We start from the raw sequence: 14,724 nt of genomic DNA on the forward strand, positions 1-14,724 counted from the left end.
AGTGGGCAAGCCTGGGGGAGAGTCATGACAAGTCCTGTGTCATCAAGGCTAGTAGGAACAATGCGCTCTGGCAGGCCACCACGATGGCGTGGCGCTGCATGAGCTGGCGGGTGCCCTGCACGCGGTCGTCGAGCGGGCGGGGCGCATGCTGCGAAGGCGGCGGCTCGCGCAGCCCGAGGGACGAGAGCGCGCGGTCGAGCGCGTCGAGCGAGGCCACCGTGTTGCGCGCGAGGCCGTCGAACAGCGCCTCGTCGAAGCGCAGCCGGAACGCGAAGTAGCGCTCCAGCGCGCCGAGGATGACGACCGCGCCGAAACCCATGGTGGCGGTGGTCGAGAGCGAGCGCAGCGTCAGCGCGAGCACCAGCGCCGAGATGCAGGTGAGCGCGAAGCCCCAGAGGGCCAGCAGCGCCATCGCGCGCAGCAGCGCCGCGAGCGCGGCGCAGGTGGTTCTGTCGTTGTCATCGGTCATGGGGCGGCACCTCCGGCAAGGGCTTGAACGGCTCCAGCGAGACCCGCCACGCACCCCGCAGCACGATCTGCGGCCGTGCCCGGCGCACTGTGTCCTCGGCTTCGGCGACGCCGCCGGCCGCGCCGTAGCGGCCGAGCCAGGCGATCACCGCCGCCGCGCTGCGCGAGAAGCCGAGCGCGCAGCAGACCCACACTGTGGCACCGTCCGCGTTCCTGCGCTGGCCTTCGATGACCGTCGCCGCGCGCTGCAGGCGCACCGTGGGCGGCACCGTCAGGTCGAGCAGCGGCACGCAGTGCGCGTGCGGCACGCCGGTGGGCAGCTGCAGCTCGGCGCACAGGCTCACCAGCCGGGGCCGGCCGGCCGCCAGCCACTCGGCGCGCGTGGGCCGGCGGCCCAGCCGCAGCCCCGGTACCACCTCGACCGAAGCCGGCAGGCTGCGCGTCCAGAGCCGGGCATTGACGGCTGCGGCCAGCCGGTAAGGCGCCAGCATCCAGCGCGCAGCCCAGGCCATGTGGCCACGGCCGTCCATCTGGAAGCCGCGCGCGCCGAAGCCGACGTAGTTCAGCGCCACCAGCGCCAGCGAGGCGGCCGGCCAGGCGAGCCACAGCGCGATGCCGCCGCCGTAGAGCGCCGCAGCCAGGAACAGCGCCGCGCCCACCGCGTAGAAACCGGCCAGCTTCCAGCGCTGCGGATCACGGGTGGTGCGCCAGGCGCGCGGCATGGCCACCACGCGCTCCAGCGGCCACAGCCACACGCAGAAGATGCCGAGCAGCGCGCCGGTCGGAATGTCGATGAAGTGGTGCTGCCAGGTCGTGAGCACCGAGGCGCAGATGGCGAAGGCCCACGCGTGCAGCACCAGCCGCGCCCACAACGGCTTCAGGAACTGGCGATACCAGTCCCACAGGATCACCGCCAGCGCGATGTGCAGCGAAGGCGCCTGGTTGAAGGGCTGGTCGAAGCCCCGCAACGCGTTGAACAGGAAGGCCGGCGCGCCGTCGACCGGCGGCTGCCCGAAGCTGAAGTGCAGCGGCCAGAGCACGAAGCAGGTGCAGGCGACGATGGTGGCCGTGAGCAGCCGCAGCGCATGCCGGTCTAGCGCATGCTTGCTGCGAGCGAGGAAGAGGGACAGCGCGTAGAAGACGTTGATCGTCCAGTACGGGAAGATGGTCCACGGCCAGAACGGCACGTGCCGCTCCCAGTCGAAGGCCATCGATGGCACGTTGGCGCGCGTGGTGGCCCACCAGTTGGCGAAGCCGTAGGTCGCGTAGAACAGCGGCCCCAGCAGCACCAGCCAGGCGGCTGCGCGCTTCCAGGGCCGTCGTGCCGGCGGGGCGGTCGTCATTGCGTGACGCGCACCGCCAGCGACACCGTGAAGATGCCCCACTCGTCGACCCGCTGGTCGATCTTGCGGAAGCCGGCTTCTTCCACCAGCTGGTCCATTTCGTACTGCGTGCGGCGGCGCATCACCCAGGCCTCGCCCTGGCGGTGGCTGGTGAGGGCGCGCGCGATCATCTCCAGCTGCGGATGCCAGGGCTGGCCGGTGTAGACCAGGTAGCCGCGGTCTTCCACCGCGTCGCCCACGCCCGCGAGCGAGCGGCGCACCATTTCGTTGTCGGGGAACAGCTCGTACAGGCCCGACACCACCGCCAGCGTCGGTCGCGGCGTCACGCTGGCGAGGCTCATGCGGTCGAAGGCGTCGGCCTGCACGAACTGGGCGATGTCTTCCAGGCCCTTCTCGGCGATGAGCGCGCGGCCGTCGCGCACGTTGATGTCGCTGTAGTCGCGCAGCAGGATCGAGCTGGCCTTGACGGGGCTCGCCAGCACCGCGTCGAGCACGTAGCGGCCGTGGCCGGCGGCGATGTCCATCACGCGCACCTCGCGGTGCATCTCGGCCAGCCGCTCCATCGCGATGCGCAGCAGCTCCTCGACGTGGATCTTGCGCTGGCGGATGCCGCGCCAGCCGATCGACTCCAGGTAGGTCTTGTCGATGGAGCGGCCGATGAACGAGCTGCCCTGCGGATGGTTGCGGTAGACGTAGTCGAGCGTGCTGCCCGAGTCGAAGCCGGTGGCGTGGCCCAGCTTGATGCCCTCGGACATGGTGCCGCCCAGCTTCAGCCCGGCGCGGGTCATGGCCCAGTAGGCGCCGCGCGGCGACAGGGGCGAGAGCGGCTCGGCCAGCGCGCGCGACTCCTCGGCTGTATCGCCGCTCAGGTGCGCTTCGCGGCGGTCCACCGGCACGGCGGGCTCGTCGAAGCGCTGCAGGATGAACTCGCGGATCTGCGCCACGGCCGGGGCCCGGTCTTTCTCGCCCAGCGTGTCGTGGAAGAAGCCCGGCAGCTCGACCTTGGTCTTCACCGCGCTGCCCAGCCGCTCGAAGAACTGGTGCTGCGGCTTGTGGTGCACCACCCAGTCGGCGCCCGAGATGAGCAGTTGCACCGGCAGCGTGATCGCGTTGGCGTCGGCCACCACGCGGTCGGCCGCTTCATAAAGGCCCAGCAGGATGTTGACCGCGATGGGGCGGCTGATGAGCGGATCGCTCTCGTAGCTGGCGATGCGCTCCGGGTCGTGCGTGAGGAACTTCGCCTTCACGTAGCTGTTGACGAAGAACAGCCCGCGCAGCTTGTGCATCAGCGCCAGGCCGGGCCGCGCGAAGGGCACGTAGAGCTTGACCTTGAAAGCCGGCGAGGCCAGCGTGAGGCCGCGCACCTTGGGCGCGTAGTCGTGCGCCCAGGTGGCGATCAGCACCGCGCCCACGCTCTGCGCGACCACGTGGATGTCCTGCTCGGGCACGCCGTGGGCGGTGCCGATGTGCTGCACGAAGGTCTGCACGTCGCGCACCGAGGTGCCGAAGCTGGGGCTGTAGCCGCGCTGGCCCGGCGAGCGGCCGTGGCCGCGGGCGTCCCAGGCGTAGAAATCGAAGTCGGGCAGGTCGAGCTCGTCGACCAGGTGGGCCATGCGCGCGCCGTGCTCGTGGCCGCGGTGGAACAGCAGCACGGCGCCGCGCCGCGCGGCCCCCGTGGCGGGCCAGCGGCGGTAGAAGAGCGATTCGCCGTCGTGCGTCTGGAAATGGAGTTCCTCGGCGATGCGTGGAGTGGTGTTCGTCATTGAGTCCCTGTGGAGTTCTTGTTGTCAGCCTCCGCCAGTGCCCGGCGGATGCGGTTGGTGATGGTCCAGGCCACGAGCGCGGCCAGCAGCGGCATCAGCACGGCCGTCCAGCCCGGCAGCGGCCCGCCCAGCGCCACGTACAGGCCGAGCGCGCCGAACACGAAGGCCCGGTCGCTCTTGCCCAGCGGGCCGTCGTAGCGGCGCGAGGCGCCCACGGTGGGGCCCAGCGCGCCGGCGAATTCGCTCAGCCCGGCCAGCACGATGACGGTGCCGACCCAGAAGCCGCCGAAGGGCTGCACCAGCGCGAAAGGCAGGTACAGCGCGGCGTCGGAGACCACGTCGGTCAGTTCGTTGAGGAAGGCGCCCAGCCTGCTCTGCTGGTTGTGCTCGCGCGCCAGCATGCCGTCGATGGCGTTGAAGGCCATGCGCAGGAACATCCACAGCGGGATGAGCCCGAAGGCCGCCAGCGAGGGCGCCGCGAAGAAAAGCCAGAGCCCGAGCGCGACCGAAACGACGCATGCCGCCATCGTGACCTGGTTGGCGGTGACGCCCATCGCATGCAGGCGGACCACCAGCGGCCGCAGCAGGGCCTGGAAACGCGGCTTCAGTTCGTAGATCGACACGTGCTGTCTTCCCCTCGTTTGTTATGTGCCGAAGCATTCTGCCAGTCTGGCCCAAGGACTAAACTTGCCGACGCAGACCCTTACCCAATGACCATCCAGACAGACGACTTCGCGCCCGCCCCCCAACGCGTGGTGTCCGCGGCCCCCGCTTCGCCCAACGAAGAGGCGATAGAGCGGGCCTTGCGTCCCAAGCTGCTCGACGAGTACGTCGGCCAGGCCAAGGTGCGCGAGCAGCTCGAGATCTTCATCGGTGCCGCGCGCAAGCGGCAGGAAGCCCTCGACCACGTGCTGCTTTTCGGCCCGCCGGGCCTGGGCAAGACCACGCTGTCGCACATCATCGCGGCCGAGCTGGGCGTGAACCTGCGCCAGACTTCCGGCCCTGTGCTCGAGAAGCCCAAGGACCTGGCGGCGCTGCTGACCAACCTGGAGCCGAACGACGTGCTCTTCATCGACGAGATCCACCGGCTGAGCCCGGTCGTCGAGGAAATCCTGTATCCCGCGCTGGAGGACTACCAGATCGACATCATGATCGGCGAGGGCCCCGCGGCGCGCAGCATCAAGCTCGACCTGCAGCCTTTCACCCTGGTGGGCGCCACCACCCGCGCCGGCATGCTGACCAACCCGCTGCGCGACCGCTTCGGCATCGTCGCGCGGCTGGAGTTCTACACGCCCGAAGAACTCGCGCTGATCGTGCACCGCAGCGCCGGCCTGCTCAAGGTCGAGGCCGACCCGGCCGGCGGCTTCGAGATCGCCCGCCGTTCGCGCGGCACGCCCCGCATCGCCAACCGCCTGCTGCGCCGCGTGCGCGACTACGCCGAGGTCAAGGGCAACGGCCGCATCACCGAAGACATCGCGCACCGGGCGCTGGCCATGCTCGACGTCGACCCGCAGGGCTTCGACCTGATGGACCGCAAGCTGCTGGAGGCCGTGATCCACCGCTTCGACGGCGGCCCGGTTGGCCTGGACAACGTGGCCGCCAGCATCGGCGAGGAGCGCGACACCATCGAGGACGTGATCGAGCCGTACCTCATCCAGCAGGGCTACCTGCAGCGCACGCCGCGCGGGCGCATCGCCACGCTGGCCGCCTACCGCCACCTCGGCGTGGCCCCGCCTTCCGGCCGCGCCGACGGCCCCGATCTCTTTGGAGCCTGATCCCCATGCACACCCATGACCTGAGCGCCTGGCAGCACGACCACCATTTCGGCGCCGACACCTCTTCCGCCGAGCGCAGCACGCGCCTCGTGATGTGGATCACCGCCGCCATGATGGCCATCGAGATCGGCGCCGGTTGGTGGTTCAACTCGATGGCGCTGCTGGCCGACGGCTGGCACATGAGCTCCCACGCGCTGGCCATCGGCCTGAGCGCCTTCGCCTATGCGGCCGCACGCCGCTACGCACGCGACCCGCGCTTCGCCTTCGGCACCTGGAAGATCGAGGTGCTCGGCGGCTTCGCGAGCGCGCTGGCGCTGCTGGGCGTGGCGGCGCTGATGGTGTTCGGCTCGCTGGAGCGGCTGTGGTCGCCGGCGGCCATCCACTACCCCGAAGCCATTTCCGTGGCGGTGCTGGGGCTGGTGGTCAACCTGGTCTGCGCGCGGCTGCTGGGCGGGGCGCACCATCATCACGGGCATGGCCATGACCACCACGGGCACGATCATCACGACCATGCCCACCACGATCATCATGATCACCATGGCCACGACCTGAACCTGCGCTCGGCCTACCTGCACGTCGTGGCGGACGCCGCCACCTCGGTGCTCGCCATCGCGGCGCTGCTGGGCGGCTGGTTCTACGGCTGGGCCTGGCTCGATCCGGCGATGGGCATCGTCGGCGCGGTGCTGGTGGCGGTCTGGGCCAAGGGGCTGCTGAAGGAAACCGGCAAGGTGCTGCTCGACCGCGAGATGGACCACCCGGTGACGGAAGAAATCCGCGAAGGCGTCGAGACCATGCTGGCCGACTCCGAAACCCGCGTGGCCGACCTGCACGTGTGGCGCGTGGGCCGCGACGCGTACGCCTGTGCGCTCACCGTGGTGACGCACTCGCCGACGCTCACGGCCGACGAGGTGCGGGCCTGCTTCTCGATGCACGAGGAGATTCGGCACTCCACGGTGGAAATCCAGCGCTGCGCCGATTGAGGTCGCGGGCGCTCGTCAGGCCCTTGCGGCGCGCGTGTGCCGCACGATCAATATCTGCGCCGCGTAGTAGGTCGACAGCACCCACAGCGACGCCAGCGGCAGCGGCGCCACGAACTTGTTGGTCGCCAGCAGCGAATCGCTCAGCATGAAGAAGCAGGCGCCCACCGCCACCCAGGGCGCGGACGGGTTCGCATCTCGCAGCACCGCGGCCCGGCCGATGGCCTGCGCCGCCATGCAGGCGATCACCACCACGTAGGCGCCGACCGGAATCCGCAATGCAGCCGGTAGCCCGCCGTGCCAGAGAAAGGCGTACATCCCGGCGCCGATCAGCAGCGTGGTCACCAGTGCCCGGGGCTGCGGAAACAGTCCCACGCCGATGCGGAACAGCGCGATATAGGCGAGGTGGGCCAGCAGGAAGCACACGAGGCCGGGAACGAAGAGCCGGGTCGGGCCCATCAGCATCACGTCGCCGGCGAACGAGGCGACCAGCCCCGCCAGCAGCAGGCCATCGAAGCCGGTGATCGAACCGCCCGCCAGCGCCCGCCGGGCGGCCATGAAGATCGCGATCGACAGGGCCAGCGGCTTGAAGACGAAGTGCAGCCAGCCGATGCCCAGCGCCGCGCTCGCGGTGGCCAGGGCGGCGGCCTCGATCAGCAGCACTTCGGTGACCGAAAGCCGCCCCTGCAGCACACCGCCGATCGCCCACAGCGCGGCCGTCAGCGCGGCCAGCCAGACGGCGGAGTGCGACAGCGGCATGAGGTCGGAGAACCACAGGAACACCACGGCGAACCCGACCAGCAGCAGGAACTGGACGCCCGCGAACCACTGCACGCCCTTGCTCACCGCCGGCTCGTAGCGCGTCACCTTCGCGATGTCGAAGTGCGGCTTGGGAAATCGCGCCGCCACGTCGGCCGGCCGCCAGCCGGGCGGCTTGAGCCACACGCGCAGCTTGTCGGTCCAACTGCGCGCATGCCATGAATCCTTCGCGAGCGCCCAGTAGACCTCGGCGTTGGCCCACAGCGGGTCCCAGCTGCGCAGTTCGCCGCGCGTGCCGTAGACGCAGCGCTCTCCTTCCTCGCGGAAGGTGCCGAACATGCGGTCCCACACGATCAGGATGCCGCCGTAGTTGCGGTCGAGGTACTGGTCGTTCACCGCGTGGTGTACCCGGTGGTTGGATGGCGAGCAGAACCAGCGGTCGAACCAGCCCAGCTTGCCCACCTGCTCGGTGTGCACCCAGAACTGGTAGAGCAGGTCGACGAGCGCCACCACGCCGAACACCAGCGGCGGCACGCCGGCCACCGCCATCGGCAGGTAGAAGATCCAGCCCAGCAGCGCGCCGCTGGAGGTCTGGCGCAGCGCGGTCGAGAGGTTGTAGTGCTGGCTCTGGTGATGCACCACGTGCGCAGCCCACAGCACGGCCGACTCGTGGCCCATGCGGTGCAGCCAGTAGTAGCAGAAGTCGTAGAACACGAGCGCCAGCAGCCAACCGTACCAGGTGGTCCAGAACTCCTTCATGGCTTCCTGCGGAAAGAGCGCCACCGTCGAATAAACGGCCGTGTAGATGCCGATGCGCAGCAGGCCGGTGAGCACCGCGCTGACTTGGCTGAGCATGCCCAGGCCTACGCTGTTGACGGCGTCGGCGAGGCGGTAGGTGTCCTGCCCGGTGCCGCGTCGTGCCCTGGTGCGGCCGACAGCGAACTCGATCCCCATCAGCAGGAAGAAGACGGGGGTTGCTAGAACAATGATCTGGCCAGGTCGCATCGCGCGATTGTGCGTTGCTGCACTGCCACAAGTCATCGGGATGTCACGGGGTCGCCATCGTATGGTCACCCGCCGGTGGGAGCCTACCCGTCCATGCAACGCGACGACGCTTTCCTTCGCGCATGGCGCGACACCGCGACCCGGGCCCTCGACCCCGAGGACGATGATCGCGGGCGTCCACCATTGCACTTCCGCACCCTCTGGATCTCCGACCTGCACCTGGGCACCCCCGGATGCCAGGCCCGGGCCCTGCTCGATTTCCTCAAGCACACGGAGTGCGAGACCCTGTTCCTGGTCGGCGACATCATCGACGGCTGGCAGCTCAAGCGGCACTGGTACTGGCCGCAGGCGCACAACGACGTGATCCAGAAGCTGCTGCGCAAGGCGCGCAAGGGCACGCGCGTGATCTTCATTCCGGGCAACCACGACGAATTCGCCCGCAAGTACCTGCACCACAACTTCGGCGGCATCGACGTGGCCGAGGAATGGATCCACGAGACGGCAGACGGCCGCAAGCTCTGGATCATCCACGGCGACCTGTTCGACGGCGTGATCCAGTGCGCCAAATGGCTGGCCTACGTGGGCGACTCGCTCTACGAGTTCACGCTCAAGCTCAACCGCCATCTCAACTCGCTGCGCGCGCGCATGGGGCTGCCGTACTGGTCGCTGTCCAAGTACCTCAAGGGCAAGGTCAAGCGGGCCGTGAGCTACGTGGGCGACTTCGAAGTGGCCGTGGCCCGCGAAGCCAGCAAGCGCGGCGCGCAGGGCGTGGTCTGCGGCCACATCCACCATGCCGAGATGCGCGACATCGACGGCATCCTCTACTGCAACGACGGCGACTGGGTCGAGAGCCTCACGGCGCTGGCCGAGCATGCCGACGGCACGCTGGAAATCATCGACTGGGCGAAGCACATGCCCGTGCCTGCGAAGGCGGCGCCGCAGCGCGAAGCCGTCGCCGCCTGAACCGGACGGCCGGTCGTCAGCCCTTGCGATCGGGGCCGTTCGCCGTCGTGTGGCCGAGCTGCTAGCGCCAGAGGTCGTAGTACCTGAACGCGCTCTTGCCCAGTTCGTCCATCCACAGCCACCAGGCCAGCGCGAGCTTCTCGGGGCCGTCGGCTTCCGGCAGGTTCTGGAAAAGGGGGGGGGCGGCAGGCGGTTCGGGCAGTTCGTAGTCGCACAGCCGCTCGACGCTGGCGTGCGGGAAGCCGGGAATGACAGTGCTCACTGCAGTGCTCCTTCAGCGCGGCGCGTTTTTTCTGGCGCCCTGAACGACTCCCCGGCAGATTGAAGCAAAAAGCGGCGCGGCGACGTATCGGACAATCCCGGATGAAAACAAAAGTCCACTGAAATCCGTAGGCCGCTGGCGGCGAAACCACGTTCGTCCGATCCGGCGATGCCGCCCGCCCCCGCCGGCATCACACTCGCCGGAGCATCCCGAATGGAGACGACAAACACATGGCCTGGGCACTCACGGCCGCGGAAACCGCATTCCGCGACGAGGTTCGAGACTTCCTGGCGCGCGAGCTGACGCCCGAACTGCGCATCGCGGGCCGGCGCTGCTCCGGCATCTTCAGCGACTACGAATACGGCAACCGCTGGCACCGCATCCTCGCCAAACGCGGCTGGAGCGTTCCGCATTGGCCGGTGGAGCACGGCGGCACCGGCTGGACGCCGATGCAGCACTACATCTTCTCGGCCGAGCTGGCGGCCGCCGACGCACCGGCGCGCGCGCCCATGGGCCCCGGCATGGTCGCGCCGGTGATCATCGCCTTCGGCACCGAGTCGCAGAAGCGCGCCTGGCTGCCCGGCATCCGCTCGGGTGAGGACTACTGGTGCCAGGGCTACTCGGAGCCACAGTCGGGTTCCGACCTGGCCTCGCTGCAGTGCAAGGCCGTGCGGGACGGTGACCACTACGTCATCAACGGCACCAAGATCTGGACCACCCACGCCCAATACGCGAACCGCATGTTCTGCCTCGTGCGCACCTCCTCGGGCGGCAAGCCGCAGCAGGGCATCAGCTTCCTGTGCTTCGACATCCCGGCGCCGGGCATCACCATCCGGCCGATCATCAGCATCTCGGGCGACCACGAGCTGAACCAGGTGTTCTTCGACGACGTGCGCGTGCCGGCCGAAGGGCTCATCGGCGAGGAGAACCAGGGCTGGACCATCGCCAAGTACCTGCTGCAGCACGAGCGTGGCGGCGCATGGGCGCCGATGCTGCGTGCGCGCCTGCGCCGGCTGCAGCAAGCCGCCGACGCGGCCTTCGCGGCAGGCGACACGCACGAGGCTGACGACATGGCCCTGCGCCTGGCCGAAGCCGAATGCGCCATCGACGCGCTCGAGGCCACCGAGCTGCAGTCGCTGCGCGCCCAGGCCCGCGGCGAGCCGCACGGCATTCGCCCGTCGATGGGCAAGGTGCTGGGCTCCGAGCTGCGCCAGCGGCTGACCGAGCTGGGCATCGAAATCGCAGCCCACTACGCCGCCGCCTCCCTGCCGCTGGACGATGGCCTGCAAGGCGGCGAACTGCCCGTTCCGGAGGACGCCGTGTTCTCGATGTCGGCCTACCTCAACGACCGCGCGGCTTCGATCTATGCGGGTTCGAATGAAGTGCAGCGCAACATCGTCGCGGCCCATCTGCTGGCGAACTGAGAGGCCGCTCCATGAACACCACCACCGAACGCGACGACACCCTGGCCATGCTGCGCGACAGCCTCGCGCGCTACCTCGACGACAACCACGGCTTCGAGCAGCGCCTGTACGCGCTGCGCAAGGCCGACGACGCGCCGCCGCCGTTCTGGCGCGGCCTCGCCACCGAGCTCGACCTGCTCGGCGCGGCGCTGCCCGAATCGCAGGGCGGCCTCGGCGGCGGCATGCCCGCGCATCTCGCGCTGATCGAAACGCTGGGCGGCGCGCTCGCCGCCGAGCCCTACCTGTCGACGATGGTGATCGGCGCGGGCCTGCTGCAGCGCAACCCCAGCGCGCAGGCCGATGCGCTGCTCGCTCAAGTGGTCGCCGGCGAGACCGTGCTCGCGTTCGCGCACGGCGAGCCGCAGAGCCGGCACGACCGCGCCGACGTGCGAACCGAAGCCGTGCGCGAAGCCGATGGCTCCTTCCGCCTCAACGGCCGCAAGGCCGTGGTGCACGCCGCACCATGGGCCAGCCACCTGCTCGTGAGCGCGCGCGGCAGCGCCGGCCTTTCGCTCTTCGTCGTGCCGAAGAACACGTCCGGCCTTCGCCTGCGCGCCTACCCGACGCGCGACGGCGGCCGCGCCGGCGACATCGCCTTCGACGACCTGCGCCTGCCCGCCGATGCATTGCTGGGCACGGAAGGTGCCGCGCTGCCGCAGATCGAACAGGCGCTCGACGAGGCCACGCTCGCCATCTGCGCCGAGTCGGTGGGAGTGATGCGCCGCCTGATGCGCGACACGCTCGACTACGTGCGCCAGCGCAAGCAGTTCGGCGTGCCGATCTCCAGCTTCCAGGTGCTGCAGCACCGGCTGGCCGACATGCACATGGCGCTGGAGCAGGCGGCCGCGCTCACCGCGAGCGTGGGCGAAATCATCGGCACCGCGCCGGCACCGGAACGCGCGCGCGCCGTCTCGTCCGCCAAGGTGGCCGCGGCGAAAGCATGCAAGGCCGTGGGCCAGGGCGCGGTGCAGTTGCACGGCGGCATGGGCATGACCGAAGAATTGGCAGTGGGCCACTACGTGCGCCGCGCCACGCTCATCGAAGGCCAGTTCGGCCCGCCTTCGTGGCATCTGCGGCGCGTTGCGAAGCTGCGTGCCGCCGTGGCGATGGCGTAGCGCCGCGCATTCGTCGCTTTCGACGATGCGGCGCCTTGGGCCCGGCGCCAAGATGCCTCCACACACAGGAGAGACACACCATGGCTGGTCCACTGCAAGGCCTTCGGGTGATCGAGATGGCGGGCATCGGCCCGGGGCCGTTCTGCGCGATGCTCTTCGCCGACATGGGCGCGGAGGTGATCCGCATCGAGCGCCCCGGCACGCGCACCGCGCCGCACGACATCCTCGCGCGCGGGCGCAGCACGCTGCAGGTCGACCTGCGCGCGGAAGGCGCGGCGCAATCCGTGCTCGACGCCATCGCGAAGGCCGACGTGCTCATCGAAGGCTTCCGCCCCGGCGTGATGGAGCGCCTGGGCCTCGGCCCCGCCGAATGCCATGCGCGCAACCCGCGCCTGGTCTACGGCCGCATGACAGGCTGGGGCCAGCACGGTCCGCTCGCGCATGCGGCGGGCCATGACATCAACTACATCGCCATCAGCGGCGCGCTGCACGCCATCGGCCGCGCGGGCGAGCCGCCGGTGCCGCCGCTGAACTACGTGGGCGACTTCGGCGGCGGCGCGATGCTGCTGGCCTTCGGCATCCTCGCCGCGCTGCACGAGGCCAAGGGCTCGGGCCAGGGGCAGGTGGTCGATGCGGCCATGACCGACGGCGCGGCGCTGCTGTCTTCCATGATGTACGGCTTCAGGTCGGCCGGCCAGTGGAGCAACCAGCGCGGCGAGAACATGCTCGACGGCGGCGCGCACTTCTACGACACCTATGCCTGCGCCGACGGCAAGTACGTGGCGGTGGGCGCCATCGAGCCGCAGTTCTACGCACTGCTGCGCGAGCGCTGCGGCATCGCCGAGGACACGGCCTTCGACGCGCAGATGGATGCCGACCGCTGGCCGCTGCTCAAGCTGCGCATGGCCGACGTGTTCCGCACCCGCACGCGCGACGAGTGGTGCGTGCTGCTCGAAGGCAGCGACGCCTGCTTCGCGCCCGTGCTCGACTGGGACGAGGCCCCGGAGCATCCGCACAACGTGGCGCGCGGCACCTTCGCCACTGTCAACGGCGTGGTGCAGCCCGCGCCCGCGCCGCGCTTCAGCCGCACCGCGCCCGTGCTGCCGCAGGCCACCGCGCATGAAGACGGCCCTGCCGTGCTGCGCCGCTGGGGCGTGGCGGCGGACGCGATCGCGCCCCTGTGCGGCGCTTGAGAAAAGCAGAAGAAAGAAAACGGAGCCAGCCACCCATGTTCCTCACCCAACCCCTGCACAAGGGCCGGCGCGAGAAGGCCAGGGCCACCGCCATCGTCTGCGGCGCCACGCGCCTCGATTTCGGCACGCTCGCCGACCGCGTCGCGCGCCTCGGGGCCGTGCTGAAGCATCTCGGCATGGCCCGCGGCGACCGGGTCGGCATGATGAGCCTCAACTCGCACCGCTTCGTCGAATATTTCTTCGGCACCTGGTGGGGCGGCGGCGTCATCAACCCGGTCAACATCCGCTGGAACCCGAAGGAAGTCGCCTACTCGCTGGACGACTGCGACACCCGCATCCTGCTGGTGGACGACCTGTTCGTGCCCATGGTGCCCGCGTTGCGCCAGCTCTCGGCCTCGCTGCGCACCGTGGTCTATTGCGGCGACGGCGCGGTGCCCGAGGGCATGGTCGGCTACGAGGCGCTGCTGGCGCAGGCCGAGCCCGTCGAGGACGCGCCGCACGACTCCGACGAGCTCGCCGCCATCATGTACACCGGCGGCACCACCGGGCAGCCCAAGGGCGTGATGCTCACGCACGGCAACCTGTGCATCAACGCGCTGAGCACCGTGGCGGCGCTGCCGCGCGATGCGCAGAGCGCGGTGGCCCTCGTCGCCGCGCCCATGTTCCATGTGGCCGGCTGCGGCGCCACCATCCAGAACATGCTGCGGCTCACGCCCACCCACGTGCTTCCGATGTTCGACGAGCTGGCGGTGCTGCAGGCGATGCAGTCCGCGCGCATCACCGAGATGTTCATGGTGCCGACCATGATCAAGCGCGTGGTCGAGCATCCGCGCTTCGCGGAGTTCGACCTTTCGAGCCTGCAACTGCTGTTCTACGGCGCCGCGCCCATCGACGCGGCGCTGCTCGACCAGGCGATGCGCGCCATTCCCGGCGCCTCTTTCGCTCAGGTCTACGGCATGACGGAGCTCTCGCCGGTGGTCACTGCGCTGTCGCCGCACTGCCACCTGCCTGGCCCTGACCGAGATCGCCTGCTGCGTTCGGCGGGCACGCCGGTGCCCATCGCCGAGGTGCGCATCGTCGACGGCGAAGACAACGAGCTGCCGCCCGGACAGGTCGGCGAGATCGTCGCGCGCGGCCCGATGGTGATGAAGGGCTACTGGAACAAGCCCGAGCAGACCGAGGCCGCGCTGCGCGGCGGCTGGATGCACACCGGCGACGGCGGCTGCATGGACGAGCAGGGTTTCGTCTACGTGGTCGACCGCATGAAGGACATGATCGTGAGCGGTGGCGAGAACGTGTATTCGGCCGAGGTCGAGAACGCCATCGCGAAGATGCCGCAGGTGCTGATGTCGGCCGTGATCGGCGTGCCCGACGACGAGTGGGGCGAGCGCGTGCATGCGGTGATCGTGCGGCGCGAGGGCATGGCGCTGGAGGCCGATGCCGTCATCGCCCACTGCCGCGAGCACATCGCGAACTACAAGTGCCCGCGCAGCGTGGAGTTCCGCGACGCGCTGCCGCTCTCGGCGGCCGGCAAGCTGCAGAAGTTCCAGCTGCGCGAGCCCTTCTGGGCCGGCAGGGAACGCCGCGTCGGATGAGCACAGGGCGCAGGAATCCAAGAAAGAAAGCAAGCAAAGGAAG

General features: G+C 69.6%; 13 protein-coding genes. 7 read left to right on the forward strand and 6 right to left on the reverse strand.

The features are described from left to right. Positions 1 to 22 precede the first annotated feature (22 nt). Genes AC1VNX_RS05650 through AC1VNX_RS05665 form a run of 4 tightly spaced genes read right to left on the reverse strand, consistent with a single transcriptional unit; the run spans position 23 to position 4,197 of the window. Entirely contained in the window at positions 23 to 469 is a 447-nt protein-coding gene (locus AC1VNX_RS05650) for a hypothetical protein (protein ID WP_483155835.1), read from the reverse strand. Then, complete coding sequence (locus AC1VNX_RS05655; protein WP_483155836.1) at positions 459 to 1,811, reverse strand: phosphatase PAP2/dual specificity phosphatase family protein; 1,353 nt, start codon at positions 1,809 to 1,811, stop codon at positions 459 to 461. The genes AC1VNX_RS05650 and AC1VNX_RS05655 overlap by 11 nt, the downstream gene beginning before the upstream one ends. Next, entirely contained in the window at positions 1,808 to 3,574 is a 1,767-nt protein-coding gene (locus AC1VNX_RS05660; RefSeq protein WP_483155837.1) for a bifunctional alpha/beta hydrolase/class I SAM-dependent methyltransferase, read from the reverse strand. Before AC1VNX_RS05660 ends, AC1VNX_RS05655 begins: the two co-directional genes overlap by 4 nt. Beyond that, entirely contained in the window at positions 3,571 to 4,197 is a 627-nt protein-coding gene (locus AC1VNX_RS05665) for a CDP-alcohol phosphatidyltransferase family protein (RefSeq protein WP_483155838.1), read from the reverse strand. The genes AC1VNX_RS05660 and AC1VNX_RS05665 overlap by 4 nt, the downstream gene beginning before the upstream one ends. Before the next feature lie 87 nt (positions 4,198 to 4,284). Here AC1VNX_RS05665 and ruvB point away from each other — a divergent pair, with 87 nt between their 5' ends. Together ruvB and dmeF are read left to right on the forward strand one after the other, a co-directional pair. Further along, positions 4,285 to 5,349, forward strand: a complete 1,065-nt coding sequence (ruvB, locus tag AC1VNX_RS05670; protein ID WP_432727860.1) for a Holliday junction branch migration DNA helicase RuvB — start codon at positions 4,285 to 4,287, stop codon at positions 5,347 to 5,349. Positions 5,350 to 5,354: 5 nt separating this feature from the next. Then, entirely contained in the window at positions 5,355 to 6,329 is a 975-nt protein-coding gene (gene dmeF, locus AC1VNX_RS05675; protein ID WP_483155839.1) for a CDF family Co(II)/Ni(II) efflux transporter DmeF, read from the forward strand. Positions 6,330 to 6,344: 15 nt separating this feature from the next. Here dmeF and AC1VNX_RS05680 read toward each other — a convergent pair whose 3' ends face one another. After that, positions 6,345 to 8,090 (reverse strand): lysoplasmalogenase family protein, encoded by a 1,746-nt coding sequence (locus AC1VNX_RS05680; RefSeq protein WP_483155840.1) that lies wholly within the window; start codon positions 8,088 to 8,090, stop codon positions 6,345 to 6,347. A 93-nt stretch (positions 8,091 to 8,183) separates the two neighbouring features. Between AC1VNX_RS05680 and AC1VNX_RS05685 the strand changes: the two genes are divergently transcribed. Further along, positions 8,184 to 9,053, forward strand: a complete 870-nt coding sequence (locus AC1VNX_RS05685; RefSeq protein WP_483155841.1) for a UDP-2,3-diacylglucosamine diphosphatase — start codon at positions 8,184 to 8,186, stop codon at positions 9,051 to 9,053. A gap of 61 nt (positions 9,054 to 9,114) precedes the next feature. Here the strand turns inward: AC1VNX_RS05685 and AC1VNX_RS05690 are convergent, their stop codons facing one another. Further along, a complete protein-coding gene (locus tag AC1VNX_RS05690; protein WP_483155842.1) occupies positions 9,115 to 9,315 on the reverse strand; it encodes a hypothetical protein in 201 nt (66 codons plus the stop codon). Between the two features lie 230 nt (positions 9,316 to 9,545). Here AC1VNX_RS05690 and AC1VNX_RS05695 point away from each other — a divergent pair, with 230 nt between their 5' ends. The 4 genes from AC1VNX_RS05695 to AC1VNX_RS05710 all read left to right on the forward strand — a co-directional run bounded on the left by AC1VNX_RS05695 (position 9,546) and on the right by AC1VNX_RS05710 (position 14,681). Further along, positions 9,546 to 10,739 (forward strand): acyl-CoA dehydrogenase family protein, encoded by a 1,194-nt coding sequence (locus AC1VNX_RS05695; RefSeq protein WP_483155843.1) that lies wholly within the window; start codon positions 9,546 to 9,548, stop codon positions 10,737 to 10,739. Between the two features lie 11 nt (positions 10,740 to 10,750). Continuing rightward, positions 10,751 to 11,893, forward strand: a complete 1,143-nt coding sequence (locus tag AC1VNX_RS05700; RefSeq protein ID WP_483155844.1) for an acyl-CoA dehydrogenase family protein — start codon at positions 10,751 to 10,753, stop codon at positions 11,891 to 11,893. A gap of 80 nt (positions 11,894 to 11,973) precedes the next feature. Beyond that, positions 11,974 to 13,086 carry a CaiB/BaiF CoA transferase family protein gene (locus AC1VNX_RS05705; RefSeq protein ID WP_301506263.1) on the forward strand — a complete coding sequence of 371 codons (1,113 nt, stop codon included), beginning with the start codon at positions 11,974 to 11,976 and terminating at the stop codon, positions 13,084 to 13,086. 35 nt (positions 13,087 to 13,121) lie between these two features. Then, a complete protein-coding gene (locus AC1VNX_RS05710; protein WP_483155845.1) occupies positions 13,122 to 14,681 on the forward strand; it encodes a long-chain-fatty-acid--CoA ligase in 1,560 nt (519 codons plus the stop codon). Positions 14,682 to 14,724 lie beyond the last annotated feature (43 nt).

The organism is Variovorax sp. TLI9-5A (assembly GCF_056867935.1).